The 20,719-nt window shown below is 39.3% G+C and carries 19 protein-coding genes and 3 pseudogenes; 2 read left to right on the top strand and 20 right to left on the bottom strand.

The window, feature by feature from the left end; all coding sequences use genetic code 11:
* Position 1: 1 nt before the first annotated feature.
* The 8 genes and pseudogenes from ROSEINA2194_RS03940 to ROSEINA2194_RS03910 all read right to left on the bottom strand — a co-directional run bounded on the left by ROSEINA2194_RS03940 (position 2) and on the right by ROSEINA2194_RS03910 (position 7,044).
* On the bottom strand, positions 2–682 hold the full coding sequence (locus ROSEINA2194_RS03940) for an MgtC/SapB family protein (RefSeq protein WP_007883672.1): 681 nt from the start codon (positions 680–682) through the stop codon (positions 2–4).
* Positions 683–692: 10 nt separating this feature from the next.
* Positions 693–1,376: an MgtC/SapB family protein gene (locus ROSEINA2194_RS03935; RefSeq protein WP_007883670.1), complete on the bottom strand. Its 684-nt coding sequence runs from the start codon at positions 1,374–1,376 to the stop codon at positions 693–695.
* Positions 1,343–2,176 (bottom strand): HAD-IIA family hydrolase, encoded by an 834-nt coding sequence (locus tag ROSEINA2194_RS03930; protein WP_289844228.1) that lies wholly within the window; start codon positions 2,174–2,176, stop codon positions 1,343–1,345. The genes ROSEINA2194_RS03935 and ROSEINA2194_RS03930 overlap by 34 nt, the downstream gene beginning before the upstream one ends.
* Before the next feature lie 23 nt (positions 2,177–2,199).
* Complete coding sequence (locus tag ROSEINA2194_RS03925; protein WP_500138252.1) at positions 2,200–3,585, bottom strand: glycoside hydrolase family 2 protein; 1,386 nt, start codon at positions 3,583–3,585, stop codon at positions 2,200–2,202.
* 9 nt (positions 3,586–3,594) lie between these two features.
* Positions 3,595–3,948 (bottom strand): annotated as a pseudogene (locus tag ROSEINA2194_RS24010) (sugar-binding domain-containing protein); the annotation flags it as partial.
* Positions 3,949–3,964: 16 nt separating this feature from the next.
* On the bottom strand, positions 3,965–4,792 hold the full coding sequence (locus ROSEINA2194_RS03920; RefSeq protein ID WP_007883666.1) for a carbohydrate ABC transporter permease: 828 nt from the start codon (positions 4,790–4,792) through the stop codon (positions 3,965–3,967).
* A gap of 11 nt (positions 4,793–4,803) precedes the next feature.
* On the bottom strand, positions 4,804–5,694 hold the full coding sequence (locus tag ROSEINA2194_RS03915; protein WP_007883664.1) for a carbohydrate ABC transporter permease: 891 nt from the start codon (positions 5,692–5,694) through the stop codon (positions 4,804–4,806).
* A 24-nt stretch (positions 5,695–5,718) separates the two neighbouring features.
* A complete protein-coding gene (locus ROSEINA2194_RS03910) occupies positions 5,719–7,044 on the bottom strand; it encodes an extracellular solute-binding protein (protein ID WP_007883662.1) in 1,326 nt (441 codons plus the stop codon).
* A 311-nt stretch (positions 7,045–7,355) separates the two neighbouring features.
* On the opposite strand from ROSEINA2194_RS03910, the gene ROSEINA2194_RS03905 reads away from it, so the two are divergent.
* Together ROSEINA2194_RS03905 and ROSEINA2194_RS03900 are read left to right on the top strand one after the other, a co-directional pair.
* Positions 7,356–8,324, top strand: coding sequence for an ArsR/SmtB family transcription factor (locus ROSEINA2194_RS03905; RefSeq protein ID WP_007883660.1), 969 nt, complete (start codon positions 7,356–7,358; stop codon positions 8,322–8,324).
* Between the two features lie 16 nt (positions 8,325–8,340).
* The gene (locus ROSEINA2194_RS03900; protein ID WP_007883657.1) at positions 8,341–9,171 is read left to right on the top strand and encodes a sugar phosphate isomerase/epimerase family protein; all 831 of its coding nucleotides are present in this window, start codon (positions 8,341–8,343) and stop codon (positions 9,169–9,171) included.
* A gap of 223 nt (positions 9,172–9,394) precedes the next feature.
* On the opposite strand, the gene ROSEINA2194_RS03895 is transcribed toward ROSEINA2194_RS03900, so the two are convergent.
* The 12 genes and pseudogenes from ROSEINA2194_RS03895 to ROSEINA2194_RS03845 form a co-directional block, all read right to left on the bottom strand.
* A complete protein-coding gene (locus tag ROSEINA2194_RS03895) occupies positions 9,395–10,807 on the bottom strand; it encodes an IS1182 family transposase (protein ID WP_007883652.1) in 1,413 nt (470 codons plus the stop codon).
* A gap of 95 nt (positions 10,808–10,902) precedes the next feature.
* Complete coding sequence (locus ROSEINA2194_RS20865) at positions 10,903–11,070, bottom strand: hypothetical protein (RefSeq protein WP_172727047.1); 168 nt, start codon at positions 11,068–11,070, stop codon at positions 10,903–10,905.
* 1 nt (position 11,071) lies between these two features.
* Positions 11,072–11,239 (bottom strand): annotated as a pseudogene (locus ROSEINA2194_RS23445) (group II intron reverse transcriptase/maturase); the annotation flags it as partial.
* A gap of 494 nt (positions 11,240–11,733) precedes the next feature.
* A complete protein-coding gene (locus ROSEINA2194_RS03885; protein ID WP_007883643.1) occupies positions 11,734–13,017 on the bottom strand; it encodes an ATP-binding protein in 1,284 nt (427 codons plus the stop codon).
* A 189-nt stretch (positions 13,018–13,206) separates the two neighbouring features.
* Positions 13,207–13,851 (bottom strand): SGNH/GDSL hydrolase family protein, encoded by a 645-nt coding sequence (locus tag ROSEINA2194_RS03880; RefSeq protein WP_007883641.1) that lies wholly within the window; start codon positions 13,849–13,851, stop codon positions 13,207–13,209.
* A gap of 68 nt (positions 13,852–13,919) precedes the next feature.
* The gene (locus ROSEINA2194_RS03875; protein ID WP_007883639.1) at positions 13,920–14,801 is read right to left on the bottom strand and encodes an ROK family protein; all 882 of its coding nucleotides are present in this window, start codon (positions 14,799–14,801) and stop codon (positions 13,920–13,922) included.
* Between the two features lie 12 nt (positions 14,802–14,813).
* Positions 14,814–15,509: an N-acetylmannosamine-6-phosphate 2-epimerase gene (locus tag ROSEINA2194_RS03870; RefSeq protein WP_044927147.1), complete on the bottom strand. Its 696-nt coding sequence runs from the start codon at positions 15,507–15,509 to the stop codon at positions 14,814–14,816.
* An 18-nt stretch (positions 15,510–15,527) separates the two neighbouring features.
* Positions 15,528–15,974, bottom strand: a complete 447-nt coding sequence (locus tag ROSEINA2194_RS03865) for a NanQ anomerase/TabA/YiaL family protein (RefSeq protein WP_007883631.1) — start codon at positions 15,972–15,974, stop codon at positions 15,528–15,530.
* A gap of 146 nt (positions 15,975–16,120) precedes the next feature.
* Positions 16,121–17,050, bottom strand: coding sequence for a dihydrodipicolinate synthase family protein (locus ROSEINA2194_RS03860; RefSeq protein WP_007883628.1), 930 nt, complete (start codon positions 17,048–17,050; stop codon positions 16,121–16,123).
* 73 nt (positions 17,051–17,123) lie between these two features.
* On the bottom strand, positions 17,124–18,059 hold the full coding sequence (locus ROSEINA2194_RS03855) for a carbohydrate ABC transporter permease (protein WP_118093200.1): 936 nt from the start codon (positions 18,057–18,059) through the stop codon (positions 17,124–17,126).
* A 16-nt stretch (positions 18,060–18,075) separates the two neighbouring features.
* Positions 18,076–18,997 (bottom strand): annotated as a pseudogene (locus tag ROSEINA2194_RS03850) (carbohydrate ABC transporter permease).
* Positions 18,998–19,092: 95 nt separating this feature from the next.
* A complete protein-coding gene (locus tag ROSEINA2194_RS03845) occupies positions 19,093–20,481 on the bottom strand; it encodes an ABC transporter substrate-binding protein (RefSeq protein WP_007883619.1) in 1,389 nt (462 codons plus the stop codon).
* Positions 20,482–20,719 lie beyond the last annotated feature (238 nt).

Raw genomic sequence — 20,719 nt, 5'->3', positions numbered from 1 at the left:
TCTATAAATCTACAAATTTTACACTATGTATTTTAGAAATATCGGTTACTACTTCTGAAACATCTATATTCTCAGGCATAGAAATTCCAAAAATATATGTTATATATTCATCTTTCCGTCGTTTCATATTGCTTGATCTAATATCTATTTTTTTATCACTTAATATTTTTTCCAGCTTTTCAAGTGATTTTGTTTCCGAATCCATACAAACACGAAGTCTTCCGGGAACTTTGACATCCAGATACGAAAAATATTTATTCGACAACATACTTTGGATAACAACCGTAATTGCAGTCGCAATTATTGCCAACACATACATTCCTGCACCAACCGCCATTCCAACAGCTGCCATTACCCATATTCCTGCCGATGTTACCAATCCTCTTATTTGATTGCCATACATAAAAATTGTTCCAGCTCCAAGAAATCCTACACCTGTTACTATATTGCATGCAACCCTTGAAACATCTAACCTTATTCCATTATGCACAACATCTAAAAAACCATATTTCGATGCAATTGTAAAAAGCGCTGCTCCAACAGCAACAATTATATATGTACGAAGTCCGGCCGCTTTCTGATGTTTCGTTCTCTCAAATCCTGCAACTCCACCACATAATCCTGCCAATAAACACCTAAATATAAATTCAAAATTTAATGAATCAAATAATTGTATTGTCATCTACTCATCCTCACAAGCCAATTGATTTTATCTCCTTACATTCCTGCATAATTTTTAATACATCCAACGGTAAAATTCCCACTGGCATACTTATGTCCATTGTATATGTTAATACTGCATTTCTATGTCTTTTAACGTGGCTTTCCTCAATGGTAATACGTTTATTTTGAAATAACTGTTTCAATTTTAAAAGTATTTCATCATTATTCTCTACCGAAATTACCACCCTGCTATGGCTATAATTTTCCATTCCCTTAAAAAATCCATGATGAAATATAATTTGTGTCACTAAAATAAAACACGCACAAAAAAAACCTGTCGTATACATTCCACAACCAATGGTTAGACCTACTGCAGCCGTAACCCAAATTCCAGCTGCAGTTGTCAGACCCTGCACTTTATCACCTCGCACAAATATTAATCCTGCGCCAAGAAAACTTACTCCCGTAACGATATTAGATGCAACTCTGGCTGCATCTGCCTGAATATTTTCTAAACAAACAACATCCTCAAACCCATACTTCGATATTATCGTAAAAAGTGCTGCTCCTAATGCAACAAGCATATGTGTACGTATACCCGCTCCTTTGCTTCTTTTGTATCTTTCAACGCCTATAATGGCTCCACATATACATGCAACAAGCAACCGGACTCCATATTCTATGTTTTTATTATCGAACAAAACTTGTGACATTTTTCCACTCCTTCCAAATCAGCTATCTGAGTCAAAAGAGCGCCCATTTCTCCTAGTGAATCAAATACTGCATCCGGTTGAATATCAGACGACAGTATATCTTCCTTTTTTGTTTCCCCTGTCAATACAAGTATTCCTCTGCTGCCATTTTCTACGCCCTCTGCAACGTCTGTATACAACCTATCTCCGACAAATGCAATCTCCTCTTTTTTACTCTTGTAATTATCCAATATGCTTTCTAATGTTTCAACATGAGGTTTTCCAAATATTTTCGGGGTTACTCCAGTAGAAAGTGATATGGCTGCACAAAAAGAGCCTACATCAGGTATAAATCCATTTTCAACTGGACAGTTAATATCCGGATGGGTAGCATAAAATATGGCTCCGTTTCGAATAAATGAACATGCTTTTTCTAATTTTATGTATGTCAAAGTTGTATCAAAACCTACAACCACAATATCAGGTTTTTTATCATCCAGACATATTTTTTCGGCTTCAAACATCTTAATTAGAGAATCTGTTCCAACCAAATAAATTTTCGCGTTTTTATGATATTTTTTTAAATATGTTATTGTAACATCTGCAGATGTCATTATTTTTTCGCGACTGATGATGCAACCCATTTTAGCAAGTTTTTCAATATACAGCTCCGGTGATTTTGATGAATTATTTGTAAAAAAAATAAAATCTTTTCCAGCTTTTTTTACACTGGAAATAAAATCTAATGCACCATCCAAAACATGTTCACCAAGATAAAATGTTCCATCCATATCAAGAACAAATAATTTTGTTTTTTTAATATTTCAATTCTATTCATTTGTCTCTATTTCTTTTGATCATTAATACGTTTTATTTCTTCAGGTTTAAATTTATATTCATGAGTATCTGTCAGTAATCCATTTGTCTCCTGTTCGACATCTGTAAATTGCGTATAACAGAACCCACTGAGAATCTCTGAGTCAAAAATAGCAGCTGTCAACCGATCATATTCTTCTATAAATTCTTCTTTTTTTATAGTAGTATAACCCCAATTCTGTTCTTCCTGACTATCAGCCGCTTTCTCTTTTAGCGAAATGCCTCCACATTCTGTCAGAACTACCGGTTGATTTTTATATTCACTTCCCTTGGCAAAAAGATTTTTATCAACTATATTTGCTAATGTCTTTAAACTTTTTAAAGACTGTGCAAATACCTCATGTTGACGTTTATCTTCCTTCTCACCATGTTTATAACTATGTATTGCACAAATATCGCCTACTGTCATTTCCCAACCGTCATTGGAAATTACCAATCTAGTTGAATCAATAGATTTAACCATGTAATACAGTGACTTTGAAAAATCCTGCTGTTGGCTGTTATCATATATTTGTGGAGTTCCCCAGCTTTCATTTAACATTCCCCATACAATAATTGATGGGTGGTTGTAATCTCGGTTTATCACCTCCATCCATTCTTTCATGAATGTTTCTGCCGCCTGCGGAGTATATACCCAAAAACTTGCCATTGCTTCCCATACCAAAAAGCCAAGCTTATCTGCCCAATACAAAAACCTCGGATCTTCCACTTTTTCATGTTTACGACATCCGTTAAATCCCATCGCTTTTGCTTTCTGAATATCATTTTTATAATCTGCATCTGTTGGTGCTGTTATAAGACTCTCTTTCCAATACCCCTGATCCAACAATAATTTTTGATAATACGGCTGATTATTCAAATAAATTTTTCCATTTTCTATATGGATTTTCCGCATTCCAAAATAACTTGCAACCTCATCTGCTGCATTTCCTGTATCTCCATCATCCGCTTTCATGACAACATCGTATAAAATTGGATTTTCAGGACTCCAATATTTTCCCACAAAATGGAATGCACCGTTTAACGCTTTATTTTGAAATACATCAACTGTCAATGAATTCTGCCTTTCATCACATAACATATTTCCATGAAAAACTTCGTTCTGTTCCAGACTGATCTTCACATGTACTCTGCATGGCAATTTTGACGCTTCTGATAGCTTATATTCAATTTTAACCGTTCCCTCATCAATATCTGGTGTAAAATAAATCCATTCAAAATGTGTTTTCGACAGGGGTTCTAACCACACACTCTGCCAAATTCCGGTACTTGGTGTATACCAAATAAATTTTGATGTATCTTCCCAAAACTGCTTTCCGCGCGGAATCGTTTCATCTGTCAGCGGATCTTCCACTTCAACTCTGATCGTCTCTCTATTCCAATTTAAATACCTTGTTATCTGAAATGAAAAAGGAGTCTGTCCACCAATATGCGTTCCTACACATTGGTTATTGATATATACACAGCATCGATAATCAACTGCTCCAAAATTAATACGGATTTCCTCCCCTTTCCATTCCTTTGGCACTGTAAATTCATTTTCGTACACCACAAAATCTTCTGTGATTCTTTCGCCTATTCCACTTAACTGGCTCTGGCAAACAAATGGTACTTCTATCTCTGTCTTTTTATTTCCATAATAAAACTTCCAAACTCCATTTAAACATTTCCATTTTTCCCGTTTAAAATTTGGACGCGGATATTCGGTTCTTCTCATTTTATCCCCCTTGCTTTTATTTAATTCCTGAATGTGTAAATCCCTTTACTATATATTTGTTTGCAAAAATAAATATAATCATTACTGGTATAACCGATACAACTGTAGATGCCATCATCATTCCCGGGTTTGTATAATTTTCACCTAACACAAGTGCAGCTATTCCTAAAGTAATTGTTCTTGTCTCATTCTTGTTAATAACAAGCGATGGCCATAAATAACTGTTATATAAACCTAAAAATGTTATGAATGCCTGTGTAATCACAACTGGTTTTACCGAAGGAAGAACAATATGCCATAGTATCTGAAAAATATTAGCACCTTCCACTAAACCGGCTTCTTCCAGCTCTTTAGGAAAATCTATCAAAAAGTTATAAATCAAATATATGCACATTACCCCAGAACCTGACGGAAGTATCAACGCCCAGTAAGTATTTAACCCACCTATTTGTTTGAATATATAAAACAGTGGAAAATACGTTACAATTTCTGGAATCGCCATTGCCCAGATTAATCCTATCAAAATAATTTTTTTTCCAGCCACATTCAGTCTGGCTAATGCATATGCCGCCAACACACTTGTTGTAATCCGCAGTGCTGTTCCACAAATTGTAATAATCGCTGTATTTATAAGCCACTGTATAACTGGGGATGTATCTGTGTTGTGAAACAGTTCTATATAATTTTCAAATGTCCACTCCTTGGGCAGTAATGTTGTAGATGTTACTGATTCAGCCACACCTTTAAAACTTGTAAAAACCATAAATAGGAGTGGCAGTAAAAATAAATATGCAATAATACATGCCATCATAAGCAATAATATTTTGGATATATTTTTTTTCATGGTCTGCCTCCCTACCTCAATTCTTCTTTTTCTTTTGTCAAAAAGTACTGTCCTATGGAACAAATTACAATTACAATTCCCATCAGAAGCGTCATGGCACTTCCAATGCCAAGATCATTTCTATCCATAATAGTTGATGTTATTACCATTATGACAGGTTTTGTGCTTTCTCCTGGACCGCCTTTCGTCATCAGTCTTGGCTGCCCATAAACATTAAATGATGCAATAATCGTAGTCATCAAAACAAAATAAAATACATTTTTAATTCCCGGGAAAATGATATACCGGAACTGTTTCCAGTATCTTGCCCCATCAATTGCTGATGCTTCATAAAGCTGTGGATCAATTTCATTTAATGCATTAACAAAAAGCATCATATTATAACCTATTGTCCACCATACCGTTGCCACAGTAAGCGAAACCCACACAAACGGCTGCTGTTCCATCCACGGTACTGCTTTTTTAATAATTCCTATGTTCATCATTAAATTATTCAGGTATCCGCCGTTTCCTTTCATCAGCCATACAAATACAGCTGCCACCGCAGTAACCGAAACAGAATACGAGGCAAAATAAATCGTTCTGAATATTCCTTTGCACTTGTCAGGAAGCCGATCAAGCAATAATGCAAGACCAAGACTTCCCAAAACAAGGAATGGTGTTGTACAGGCTGTAAAAATTACAGTATTTTTCAAACCTAGAAGGAACGAGTTATGGTACATCGAATCTCCAACCAGTATTTTGATATAATTTGAGAATCCCACAAATCCCTGATTTCCCATTATCAAACTATATTTACTTAAACTCATCACTATTCCATAAATAAATGGTATTAACCAGAACAGCATGAAAAATAATATAAATGGTGTTATAAACAACAAACCCGTACTTTTTTTCTTCATATAATCTCGTTCCTTCTATATAATTTACATCTCTGATAACTCAGTTGCTATGTCAGTTGCATTTTTCAATTCAGCCATAAGATCATCCCTTGACAAATTTTCAGTCTGTACTACCATCGACCATACTGTTTCGTTTACATATTTTACTTGTTCACGAATGTTGTATATTGCCGGAAGTATCATGGCATCATCAAAAATTGTGTAATTAACTGCCGCTACTGGATATTTTTCAGGATTGGCTTTAACTACTTCCATGGTAGCAAGATGAACAGGTGCCTGACCTGAATCTGCCCAATTTAGCAGAACATCTGGCTGATATGTGTATTTCATGAACGCAGCAATACCAGCAATTTTCTTTTCATCTGTAACTTTAGAGGATACTCCAAAGGTATGTCCTCCAGCAGGTACACATTTTTTATCGCCATAAATCTGCGGAACTGTACCGATTCCAAGATTATCCCCAAGAACCTCTTTTGCAACCGTATATTTCCATGGTCCTGTCATCGAAACGACTGTCTTAACATTTGCTGCTGTCTCTGACTGACTGATAAATGTATTAAAATGGTCATCTGCTCCTAGCCCAGCCGGACTCAAGTGATCTTTATAAATCATGTCGTGAATCTTCATAAATGCATCACATGCTTCTTCGGTATCAAGCTTGATATGTTCATCTTCTACCCAGTTCACTCCACATTGTCCTAACGCTGTCATCCATGCCCACTGCTGATCGCCTGTCAGTGGTAATCCATATGGATATATGCCAGAATTTTCGGAATCAAGTTTATCTCTTAATTCAATCATATCATTATAATCTTTCGGTGCTTCATCTGTGTATTCTTTATTATAAAATGTTGTTTCTGCATATAAATCCAATGGAAATGCAAAAACTCCGTCATCATACTTTGCGTATGTCTTCGTAATATCGTGAAAATCATTCTCAAATGAAATACCTGCCATATCATATATATCAGACACTTCTCTCAAAAGCCCCATTGCGTGATAGGTAGAAATCCAGTCTGCATGAATGATCAGCATATCAAAATCTCCTGATTTGAACTTTGTATAATGATCTGCATCCTGTAACTGTTCAATATAATAATCACTTTGTGATTCGTTAAACCCATCCACAATCTTTGTCATGTATTCACCATCTCCACCAGTAAATCCATTGATAAATGTGATTGTCGTCTTATCACTTTTTCCTGAAGATTCTTTATCTTCATTTGTATCCGTTGACTGAACTCCACCAGACACTGCCTCATTTGTGCTATCCGAAACAGTTGTTTTTCCACAAGCTGTAAATGACAGCCCCATTACAAATACTAATGCCAACGCCAACTTTTTCTTCATACTACTTTCTCCTTTCGCCTTGCAATTTTTTGCTTATTTTGTTATACTATTTTTGTAACAAAAAACTATATTTTAAATTCTCTTTTTTATTTAAAATTTGTTTTTTGTTGATTTCACTCTATTATTTTTGCAATATTTTGTCAACTATTTTTGTTGTTTCCATTTATTTTTTGTGTATAATGCATATTTTTTATCATCATTCTTTGTCAAACATTATTTTTTATTACACGTTTCATGTAATTAAATGGTATGTTTTTATTACACGTTTATTGAAATAATGTAAGAAAAAAAGATAAAAAGGAGAATGTAACATGTCTAAACCAAAACGAACAATCAAAATTATCGGCGAGCGTGATATCGAATTAAATCTAAGTAATCCTGCTCATCATGAGCGAATTGCGTCAATAGGAAAAGCTTTATCTTCTCCTATACGCCTTCAAATCTTAGCCTTATTGAAAGATTGCGCTATGTCTGTTCAAGAAATTGCTCATATTTTAAACATCCCTGTGTCTTCAACAGCTGTCCATATTAGATGCCTTGAAGATGCACAGCTTATCATTACCGAAGTCCAGCCCGGCAACCATGGCTCTATGCGTGTTTGTATCTGTAGCATGCAGACATTTACTTTATCTACAGTTAACCCTGAACTCAGTGCAGTGGATAATTCTGTATCAATCGAAATGCCTATCGGGCACTATTTTCAATGTAAAATTGAGCCAACGTGTGGACTCGCCGACGAAAATGGTGCAATTGACATGTACGACAGCCCCTCCTCTTTCTATTCTCCGAACAGAACCAAAGCACAGCTCCTTTGGTTTCGACAGGGTTATGTTGAATATCGTTTTCAAAATCTTATCAATCCAATGCGGCATCTTTCCGAGCTTTCCTTCAGTGTAGAAATTTGTTCAGAAGCTCCTGGATATTTAAACGACTGGCCTTCAGATATTACCGTCACTGTCAACGGCATTGAACTTACAACTTTTTGCTCACCTGGTGATTTCGGGGACAGGCGCGGCAAGCTCACACCCGCCATCTGGCCAAATGGAAGAACTCAGTACGGGCTTCTCAAGACCTTTTCCATCAAGGAAAACGGTGGCTACATCGATCATATGCCTGTAAATCCATCTATAAGCATCAAGCAGCTGGAACTGGATAAGTGTCATTATATAGCACTTCGAATAGGCATTAAAGAAGATGCAAAGCACATTGGCGGTATCAATATTTTCGGTGAAAAATATGGTGATTATCCACAGGGAATCATTATGACTTTTACTTACTAAATGGAGGTTCATTTTTATGCAGGATATTAACATCTCAACAATCATTGGTAGTACAGTTCCTGTCGAGGAACAATTAAAACTTATTAAAAATGCAGGATTTGACGGTTTTTTCCTAACATATACGGGAATAGAACCTTTGGTTTCCTGGGCTGAAACAGCATATCAGCTCGGATTAAAATTCGAAACTATACACGGTCCCTTTTCTCAGGCAAACCGTATTTGGGAGGCTGGCGATATTGGCAAAGATTATCTTACATATTTGAAAAAAATTATAAATGACTGCCATTCCGTCAACGTTGACAAATTAATTATGCATGTAACTGTCGGAAACACAGCCCCTCCCATTTCTTCTAATGGATTAATTCTTTTTCAGGAATTATGCGATTATGCAAAAGAAAAAAATGTTCATATTTGTTTTGAAAACTTAGAGCCACTTCCACACATCGATGCTGTTATGGACTATATTAAGGATCCTTTCCATGGATTTTGCTGGGATTGCGGTCATAATTTATGTTATAGTCCTCACATTGATATGATAAAGAAATTTGGTTCCAGATTAAAGTGCCTACATATTCATGACAACCTTGGCGTGACTCAACCCGGCAATATTGATTATCGTGATGACAGGCATTACCTGCCTTTCGATGGCACTTTGGATTGGAATTGGTTTGTCGAAAAACTCTCTGTTTTAAATTATACCGGTCCAATTACATTGGAAGTTTCCATTTTAGGAAAAAGTGAATATCAGAATCTCTCATTAACTGAATACCTTAATAATGCCTATGAACGTGCTACAAAATTGCGAGATATGTTAATTCAAAAACAGACTTCAAACATTAGTCTGTAGCTATTATTTTACCATTGTATATAAGGCAATTTTCAGTTACTAAAAAACTTCCCATCAAATCGAGCAGGAGGGCGTGATTAACTCCCCTCCTCTCACACCACCGTGCGTCAGACTGTCTAACGATTCGAAAATTCAGTCTGATGTACGGTATTTTTATCTTCGATTTTTTTAATACCATTTTTATCTTTGTTTTTCACATGAATTACATGCGTTCCTCTCCCTGCTACATCACACTTCCTTCAAACTTCGTTACTAATTCTTCTGTTGAAAACATGCTTAATAATCGCTTAAAGTTATAAGCGATAAACATAGATGCAACTTCTGCGTCAACATTCTCTTGTCTGCGTCGATGAAAGAAACTATATCCGAGACTTCTTTTTATAGTCCAAAACGGATGCTCCACGATACATCTTCTCTGTTTATAAACCTCGTTATTATTTAGTGTTTCATTATACACAGTTTCAAGAACATCTTCATGTACCCAACGCTGTATCGTTCTTCCAGATGAAGAAGTAGTGCAGTCTTTTTTATATTTGCATGAATTGCAGTCTATACACTTATATTTGCGATACTTCATACCATTCTTCGAAGTATTTTCAAAAAATCGTAATCTATCTCCTGCTTGGCATGTATATTCATCAGTTTCACCATTATATAAACTTTTCTTTGCGAAATTCATTATCCTTTGTAGCATTATTCGCTTTAGCTTTTTTATAAAGACATTCATTCCGGCATCAACACAGTTTTTTATCTCCGTTCCGTTATAATAACCTGTATCTGCCAGAATTGTAGAAGACTCTTTTTCTAAAAGTTCGGATGCTTTTTGTGCCATAGTGTAAAGCTGGTTTTGGTCATTTATATCATTAGTCGTCGAAATATCTACAACAAAATGATTCTTTGCATCTACAACAGACTGTACATTGTAGCAGATATCCAATGAGCCGTTATTTTTTACCCTTCTTGAATCAGGATCTGTCAAACTCTTTTGTTCCAGTCCTTCATCTTTTAATTCCTGTTTTTGTGTAAGATACTGTTCTTTTAGCTCTTGATATGTTTTTAGTTTATCTGTAAGGTCATCTGCCAGCGCTTCATCTTTAGCGATTGCCATAAGATATGCATTTATCTGAGCTTCCGCATATTCGATTTTTTTATCTAAACCGCTTTGCGTAATACAATTATGCTTGCTGTTTTGAGCACGGATCTTAGTTCCATCAATAACAATCAGTTCTCCATCAATGAGCCCCCAACCTTTGAGAATAAGGGTAAGATTTCGTAATGTATTGTGAAACACAGCCTTATTCTTCTGAACAAAACCTGCAATAGTACCATGATCAGGTGTTATGCAGTTTACCAGCCACATTAATTCCAGGTTGCGTTTTGCTTCTGTTTCCAATGCTCTGCTAGAACGAATCTTATTTAAATAGCCATAGATATGAAGTTTTAATAAATCAGATCGGCGATAAGGTGATTGTCCTCGATTCCTACCACTATACTCTATAAAACCTAGATTTTCTAAATTTAAGGATTCTACATAAGAATCTATTACTCGGACAGAATTATCCTTACTTATTAAGTCATCTAATGAAGTGGTTACCATTCTTGTTTGATATCTATCTGCGCCAACAATATATGCCATAACGAATCCCCCTACGATACTGTATTTGGTAGTTTTATTATAACATTTTTCTTAATCGTTAGACAGTCTGGCGTACCGTTCGGTACACGGCGGTTTCAGTAGTTATTGTGCACAGACGGATAGGCTGTGGCTAAATCATAAAGACCACCGTTTATCAGTCTTTCTTTTGTTATGGCTTTCTTAACTGTTGTCAGATTCGCACAATACCAGTGTCCTCTTCGGCAGTTTGCTGCCATGTTCGCATAGTATTCGTGTACTCCCATCTTTATCAGCTCTGTTTAGATTATCTTTGTACAGTATCGCTTCCATAAGTTTCGACTGTGCACTGTCTCTTTCTTTCCATATCAGATTGAATGACCTTGACGCTTTCGCATACCCTTCATGTTCCGCACTATCTCTTTGCGAACAGCCACTGTTTGTGTTTTCTGTCATAATCATTCATTCCTCCTTTCCCTGTCATACTCAAGACTCCTACTGATTCGGTTCTTCACCTTTCGTCTACTATGACATCTGCTGACTTCTGTGCGTTCAGCACTGCTTTGTACAGTGGTTACTCCTTTCGGAGCATACCGCACAGACCTCCCCGGGTACCACACGTTTCTTCCTCTCCATCCATCTGCCTCATTTATCACGCATGATTCCGTATAGTTATTGAGCTTTGACTTGGTTGGCAGCCTTACTCTCATGCATAACCTTATATGAGATTTCTATTCGTCAGACCAAAGATTTGCCCGTGGTTAGTCTGTTCCCACATCCGGCTTCCTTCAGATTCCACCTCACGATGGACACCCTTGCCTTCGGCTATATCCTTCCCATTACCGGGTGGATTCGGGACTTTAACCCGTTAGAAACGTGCACCGCCGGGCGCACCAACAAAACGACAGATATAATTTTAATACATCTGCCGTTTTATTTTTTACAAAATTTTATATATCCTGTTTTCTTTTCTGCAATAACCACTTCCAGACCGGAACAACGCTTACGTGAACTCCATCATAGTCAAGTTCTTCCTCTTCACTATTTGTGATCAGTAAGCAAGTCGCATCACCGATAAAGTTTTTTAATTTTACAAATGCTCCGATTTCCCGTTCCCTTGTATCGATCTGGTCTAAAACCTGCAGGCTTACCTGAATTGCAAGTTTTTCTTCTGGAACATAGAAATCAATTTCAACTTTTTTTTCAAAATAAAATACATTTTCCCGTCCATAGCGTCGAATCAGTTCTATCGCGACCAAGTTTTCCAACTGCGTCGAACTGCAATCCATAAGCATAAGCCCTAACAAACCGGTATCCATAAAATAATATTTTGGCGAAGTCTCTTTTTCCACCAGCTTTGCTGCATAATTTTGCAATGTGAACAACAGATAGGAGTCCATCATATAACCGACATAATTAATCACTGTCTGCTTTCCCAGTACTGCACCTGCACTCTTTAGGATGTTGCTCAGCCTGTTAAAGGACAATGGTTTTGCAACAGATTCCGCGATCTTTTTCAAAATCAATCTTACTGCAAAATCATTTGTTATTTTATTTCTGGTCATGATATCTCCCAGATAAATGGTCTGGTAAATGCTATTTAAATATTCCCGCTTGTTTCTGATATCGACCAATTCCGGAAAAGCACCGTATTTTACATACTGATCACACATTCCAACTACTTCTGCCCTGTCTTTTGTGCTGAGCACTTCCAGATAATTTTTATCTTTCCCTTGTGCAGCCAGATATTCCGGGAACGAATATGGATATATATCTACTCTCATAAATCTACCGCCAAGTGTAGATGCAATTTCACTGCTTAGCATCTTGCTGTTGCTTCCAGTAATATGAATTCTATATTTCATGTCTGCTATCCGGCGGACAAACTTTTCCCAGCCTACCACGTTTTGAATCTCATCCAAAAAAAGATATGGTTTATTGTCCGCGCCAGACATTTCGAGTCCGATTTCCAGGATCAGGTTCAGATCGTCTGCTGACAGTTCCAAAAGTCTTTCATCTTCAAAATTTACATAAACAATCTGTTTGAGAGGAATTCCATTTTCCTGCAAATGCTTAATCTGCTGATACATCATATAGGATTTTCCAGTTCTCCTAATTCCAACAAAGCAATAATTTACATTATCTTCCAATGGATAGTCTCTGTTTATCATTGGATTATTTAAATAAGTTTCCTTTTGGTCAATCATAATCTGCTTTAAATAATCTCTGTTCATACGGCACTCCTTTCTGTCTTTAAGACAATTTTACAATTATTTTGTTCTGTGTGCAAGACAATATTGTCAAATGATTGTTCTGTACACAAGACAAAATGGTTTCATGAAAATTCTCATGAAACCATTTCTATTCTTTCAATTATATATTTTGTCCTGATGATTGAGTTATTATCCAAAATCGAACATCTATCACACAATCTTCGGTAGATACTCTGCCAGATACTCCGCAAAGATCCTGTGGCTGTCAAGGCTTAAGTGCATCCAGTCATAAGGATACATCTCAATGCCCGGTATGGAACCGGCATCTATAAAATGACATCCTAACCGGTCTGCAACATCCTTAAATTCTTTGGCAAGTGCTCTGGAACGCTCCACGCATTTGTCACCCATCTCTCCTGCAACAGCTGTTTTTGCATAATCCGGGTGGATTGGCGGCGGGGCTACCAGAAGAATATTCGGTTTATTACGCCATGCAGCATGCGTGTCGATCGCTTTCTGTGTCAGGCGCTCCAGACCTTTTCCGATGATAAATCCGTTTGCATTAAAACGGTCTTTTGTATCATTGGTGCCAAGCATGATGATGACCAGATCTAACGGCTCATGTGTCATCATACACGGGTAAATCGCATTCAATCCGCTCAATCCTTCAAAAACAGGATCGTCAAAAGACGTGGTCCGTCCACTTAAGCCCTCCTCGATCACATAGTAATCATCACCCAGATTTCTCTGTAAAAGTTTTGGCCAACGTTCCTCTACTGTGAAACGTCCTCCGGTTTTGGAATTATATCCATGAGTGTTGGAATCTCCAAAACATAATATATTTTTCTGTTCCATTGTCTCATCCTCCCTGTGCTGTTATCTAAAAAATCTTTTTCCAAACAGATTTATTGTACACGATCATCTTACTGCGCAAGTAACTTTTCCGCAAGGCTGACCGCTCCCATCATGCCCGCCGTGTTTGCAAGCTTTGCAGGAACGATCTCCACGATCCTAAGTCCCGGTGCGATCTGCGCTTTCACCTTCCGGTTCACCTCCGAAAGCACATACTCCTGCGCCATGATGCCTCCTCCAAGAATGATCCTGGATGGATTGAAAATACAGCATAGCGTTACAAGACCTGTGCAGATATCGTCGATCCACGCATCAATCTGCTCTTTAATCTCCGGCCTGTCCTTTGCCGCAAATATTTTTTTGCCATTATCCAGAGCGCCATCGACTTTTTTTACACGTCTGACCAGTCCGGTCGTGGAAGCGCACCGCTCATAGCAGCCCTCCAGACTGTCCGTTCCCGCCTTTTCTTCCGGGTGGATCACCATTCCGCCAAAGCTTCCGGCAGAAAAAGAAGCCCCCGGGTAAACGCTTCCGTTCATCACAATGCTTCCTCCGACACCTGTTCCATAGGTCAGACATAAAAAATCATCGCATCCAGCGCCTGCTCCTGAACGGAGTTCGCCAAGAGCCGCCGCATTGACGTCATTCTCCACTGCGGCAGGCACACAAAATTCCTCTTCCATGATCTGCTTTACCGGCATGCCTGTGTATCCCGGAATATTGCTGTTCGCATAAAAAATGCTTCCATCTTCCGTATTCACTTCCCCGGCAGTGCTGATCCCGATCGCTTCAAAATCGTGATAGGAATGGATCAGTCCTTTGACACGCTCCATCAGTGCCGCTCCGCCTTCCGATGCGCGCGTCTCTGTCTCACGCAGCTCCACGAATGTCTCTCCGTTCCAGAGACCGGACTTGATCATTGTTCCCCCGATATCCACAGCCACAATTCTCATAATTTCTCCTTTTTATTTTTCGATCGCTGCCACGAATCTTGCCGTGATCTCCGCCGGTCTTGTGATCGCACCGCCGACTACCAGTGCAAAAGCTCCTGCCTCCAGTGCCTTCTTTGCCTGCTCCGGATAGTGGATATGTCCCTCTGCGATGATCTTTGCCGGGCATTTTTCGGAAAGTTCATGGATGAAATCAAAATCGATATCATCACAGCCCTGTGTCTCCGGTGTATATCCGCGCATGGTCGTACCGACAAAATCGGCTCCGGCATTGGCACATGCGATTCCTTCCTCGATGGTTGCGCAGTCTGCCATCACAAGCTGCTCCGGATATTTTGCCTTGATTGCCTCGATAAACTGTGCCGCCGTGCTTCCATCCGGTCTTAATGCGCTTGTTCCCTGTACCGCAAGGATATCCACACCGCATGCCACCAGCTCATCCACTTCTTTCATGGTAACCGTGATGTACATCGGTGTTCCCTCATAGTCTTTTTTAATGATACCGATGACCGGAAGGTCTACTGCTTCCTTGATCTGTGTGATGTCACGTACTGTGTTTGCACGGATTCCGACTGCTCCGGACTGTGCTGCAGCCTTTGCCATCAAAGGCATGATGCCGCCCTCTTTTGTATACAAAGGCTCATGCTCCAATGCCTGGCAGGAAACAATCAATCCGCCTTTTATCTGATCAAATAATGCCTGTTTATCCATTTTATTTTCCTCCTGCAATTACATCTCAATTTTAATAACTGCTTTTCTCACATGTGTGTGTGATCCGTTTTTGCAGCTTGGTTTGTGAAATTCTTCCGGCAGGAATAAAGCAAAGCTTCCGTCCCCCAGCGTTCCGCCACATCTGCTTCTGCCTGCTGCAAGTCCGCAGTCCGAAGCTTCCTGAAATGTATCTGTAAATTCTGCCTTGTCTGTCCACTCCCAGTATTCACTTCCACTGATATCGATCTGCAGATCTGCATAACGTTTATGATATTCATACTCCGCACCTTCTGCCTCCCGAAGGTCTGCCTCCATGACATTGACAAAAACCCGTTCTCCGTCAATCACCGTTTTTCCGTCTGGAAGTGCAGTCAGATCACATTTTTTCAAAAAATCAATGACGGTATCCATATTTTTATGTAAACCACGATACTGCTCCAGATTCTGTAAACTGTCTGTAACCATTTTGTATCTCCTCCCGAAATCGTCCTGTAAATCTTATTCTTAATTTTAAATCCGTACATTGGCAGCTGCATCATTTTTTCTGCAGATACAGAAATAAGCCGAAGCAGTGCGTACACCCCGGCATATTTCTGTATGTATTTCTCTTATTATAATTCTTTGATCGCTGCCTCGATCATCTTCTGAGCCTCAACAACAACAGCCTCATCTTCCGGTGCTAAAGGTGCAAGCGGCAATCTGACGCTTCCAAGTTCTAAGCCATACATTCTGTGTAAAATCTCTTTCATGACTGCATAAAGATTTCCTTTTGCCTCGCACATCTTGTAGATGATCGCATCTGCTTTGTACTGGATCTTCATTGCCTCTGCGATGTTATTTTCGCGGATGAGCTGATCCATTTTTACAAATAATTCCGGCATAACCGCATATGTTCCACCGATTCCTCCGTCTGCGCCGATCGCACGTCCGGATACGAACTGTTCGTCCGGTCCGTTGAATACAACAAATCCATTTTCGCCACGCTCTTTGACACCTTCTGCCTTAAACATCTGGATGTCCTGTGTCGGCATGGAAGAGTTCTTCACTGCGATCACATTCGGATTCTTCAGCATTTCTTTTAACAGGTTCATGGATAATGCCGTTCCTGCAAGCTGCGGAATATTGTAAATAACAAAATCAAGATCCGGCGCTGCTGCACTCATTGCATTCCAGTATTCTGCGATTGCATACTCCGGTAAATGGAAATAAATTGGTGGAATCGAAGCGATTGCATCTGCTCCAACGCTCTGTGCATGTGCCGCAAGTTCCACACTATCTGCGGTATTGTTGCATCCTACATGTACAATGACGGTCAGTTTTCCTTTTGCTTCTTCCATAACTGCTTCCAACACTTTTTTACGCTCGTCCACATGCTGGTAAATACATTCACCAGATGAACCGCCAACGTATACACCCTTTACCCCTTTTGAGATCAGGTGGCGTGTCAATGCTTTGACACCCTCTGTTGAAATTTCTCCTTTTTCGTCATAGCAGGCATAAAATGCTGGAATGACTCCCTGATATTTTGTAATATCTTTCATTTTATCTTCACTCCTCTGTTAGATTTTTGTCCTATTTTTTATACCGCCCTTCTTAAACAAGAAGGATAGTTTGTCAGCCTTTTACAGCTCCCATTGTAATTCCTTTTGTAAAGTATTTCTGGAATAACAGGAACACGATGATGATCGGCAGGGCTGCCAGTGCCGCACCAGCCATGATCAGACCGAAATCTGTGGCATTTTCAGCCTGTAACTTGGCAATACCAAGGGAGATCGTCAGGTTGCTTGTGCTTGATAACATGATCAACTGCATGAAGTAATCATTCCAGCTGTTGATGAATGTAAAAATCGCCAGTGCTCCGATACCCGGTTTGATCATCGGTACTACAATCTGTAAAAATGTCTTTGCCTCACTCGCTCCATCGATCTGCGCTGCCTCCAGCATTTCAGAAGGCACACCCTCCGAGAACTGTTTCATCAGGAACACACCAAACGGCCATCCTACGATTGGGAAGATAACCGCCCAGATCGTATTATATAAATTCAGGCTTGACATCTCACGAAGTAATGGGATCAAAATAACCTGTTTTGGTAATGCCATTGCGCATACGATCAGTGTAAAAAGTAACTGCCGTCCCACAAATCTCTTCTTTGCAAGCGCATATCCTGCCATGGATGCTGTGATACAGGTAAGGATCATGGACATGATCGCCATGAATACGGTATTGATCAGCCAGCGGACTGCAGCCGGTACCGTCGGTCCTGTCAGTGTCAGTTTCAAATCCCTGCTTCCTGTGATCAGGCTGCTGAATGGAATATTGAACTGGAACAGCGGTGCGGTCTGGCGGCTGAATAATTTCTGATAGTTCACCAGTGTCCACTCTTTTGGCCACCAGATTGGCGTTGTGGAGTTGATCGCTGCGTTTGTCTTAAAGGAACCTGTGATAATCCAATATAATGGGAAGGTAAATAATATTGCCAGTATCACAATTACAACAATGCTGATGATCTTGTATGCAGAAGGATGTTTTGTACTATTTTTGTTTTCCATATCTGTAACCCTCCTCCTAATCATTCGAATTTCCAAATTTAAACTGGATTGCGGACAGGATTGCGATCATAATTGCAAGGACAACGCCCATTGCATCACCGTATCCGTAACGGTACAGTTTAAATGCGGAATAATAAATGTAATACATGATCGTGTCTGTACTGTGGTTTGGTCCACCGGATGTCAGCAGCTGGATCAGTGCAAAACACTGGAAACTGTTGATCGTTGTAATAACAACAATATATAATGTGGTCGGCATAATCTGTGGCCACTTGATCTTCCAGAAAGCCTGAAGGCTTGTAGCTCCATCTACATTTGCCGCTTCCACCAAGGATGCATCCACATTACCAAGTGCAGATACATAAAGTACAATTGGCTGGCCAACGGAAGTTGTAAGCAAAATCAGTATGATACATGCAAGTGCATAACGCTCATCACCCAGCCAGTTGATGTTCTGGTCGATGATCCCTGTCTTTGTACCAAGGTAATTGAAAATTCCATAGTAATTGTTAAACATCCACTTCCATACAACGGTAACTGCTACGGAACCAGTTACAACCGGAAGATAAAATACAATTCTGAATAAGGAGGTTGCCCATCCTTTCAGATCTACGATCACGGAAGATACCCATAATGAAAAAACACATGTGATCGGAACGGAAACCACTACGATAATAAGAGTGTTCTTCAACGCCCCAAGGAAAACTTTATCCTGAAATAATTCTTTATAGTTTGCAAGTCCAACAAAAACATCCGCAGAGTTCATTGTTGAGTCAAAAAAAACTGGTCCACACACATAATACAATTGGAAAAATTACAAATCCCAGAAAGAAAATCAAACTAGGAAGTAAAAAAAGATATGCAGCGGTCGTTTCTTTTCTTACCAATACACGGCTGCGCTTTGATGGTTTTACTGCTGATTTCAAAGAAAACACCATCCTTTCCATTACTTTTTGGCTAAAAATCCCCTCCTCCGGTATTCCTGCGAGGAGGGGATTCCACTTATCATTTATTTAGTTGCTATACGAACTGCTTAGTTAGCTGCTGCTGCGTTTGCTGTTCCAACGAACTCATCAACTGCTGTCTGGACATCAGCGCCGCTTCCAACCTGCTGAAGCATATTCCACCAAGCTGTACGAGCTTCTGCCCAGCCTGGAGTTACCTGATAGTAGTCACCAAGGTACTGCATTAATGTACTGTACTCGCTCATTGTCTGAACATCACCGTAAAGACCAGTTAAATCTTTGCCTTCTACAGTATCACGTACCGGGAAGTATGTAGAAGAAAGAACTGCGTCTGGTGTTCCTTCTGCACTGTCTGCCATGTATTTAATAAAGAGTTTGGATGCTTCGATCTTGTTTGCATCTTTGTTATCAAATACACCAAATCCCCAGATACCACCACAAAGTTTTGTGTCTGTTGCTTTCTCAGATGGGAATGCCATGAAAAGGATCTCATCGCCATCGTTTGTAAGTCCTGCATCGTTGTTGTCAGCATTTAACTGCTGTGCAATGTTCCAGCAGAATGCTACATTTAAAACACCCTGACGGAATAAGTTGATCTCGTCACCACCTGCGATAGAAGCATCAAATCCGATTGCTTTGGAATCAACAAGTGCCTGGATTGCTTTTACGTTCTCAGCGGAATCTGCTGTATATTTTGTGTGATCTGCGTCTGTGAATGTTCCACCGTAAAGGTTGTTGATGAGGGCTCTTGTTCCCTGGTCACCACCCTGACCACTACAGTAAACAGCGCCTACGGTCTGTCCTGTGTGAGCATAAACAGCGTCCATTGCTTTGAAGAAATCATCTGTTGTCCATGTATGGTTCTCAGCGTCTACATACTGCATAGCGTCAGCTTCCTCAAATACTGTTTTGTTGATTGCCATACAATGTGCTGTCATACAAAGCGGATATTCATAAGTAGCTCCCTCTTTGTTCACACATGCGGATAATACAGATTCATAAATTTCAGATTTATCTGTGTCGTCCAGGATATCGGATAAGTCAACCATTAATCCTTTTGCTCCCCAGTTTGCAACCAGACGTTCCGGTCCTTCCATGATAAGGTCTGGAGCCTGTCCACCTTCGATCGCTGTATTTACCTGATCATCACCATTTGTGTAATCAAGATATTCCACTGTCACATTGATTCCCGGATACTCCTTGTTGAAATCCTGGATCAAGGAATCAACTGTCTCTGCATTGCCCCATTCACCGATTGGATATGTCCATAAGGTAATGTCTGCCGAAACATCAGAACCGCCTGCCTCTCCTGCTTCTGCGGTCTCTGTTGTCTGAGTTTTTTCAGGAGCTGTTGTTGTGTCACTGCTTCCTGTTGTCTCAACTGTTGTTCCACAGCCTGCTAATAAGCTTGCTGCCATTGCTCCCACCAGTAAGGTAGCCAAAACTTTCTTTTTCATATTCTTCTTCTCCTTTTCTTAAAAGATTCTATCTTTCGAAGTAATTATATTTTAGAAAAATATTTTCATTTTGTCCATATACGTTTTGTACTAATTTCATTTTGAAAATATGGTACATTTGCACATAAATCCGTGTATATCAGTTTTTAAATAGTGCTAAGTGTATATTTTATACCTGCAATTCCGCATATTCATCCATTTTCCTTTTGTTTTTTGCATGAAAATATTTTTCATTTTT

This window comes from Roseburia inulinivorans DSM 16841 (assembly GCF_000174195.1).
Taxonomy (GTDB): Bacteria; Bacillota; Clostridia; order Lachnospirales; family Lachnospiraceae; genus Roseburia; species Roseburia inulinivorans.
Note: the sequence above shows the minus strand (reverse complement) of the source record. Positions and strands in the feature narration are given on the sequence as shown.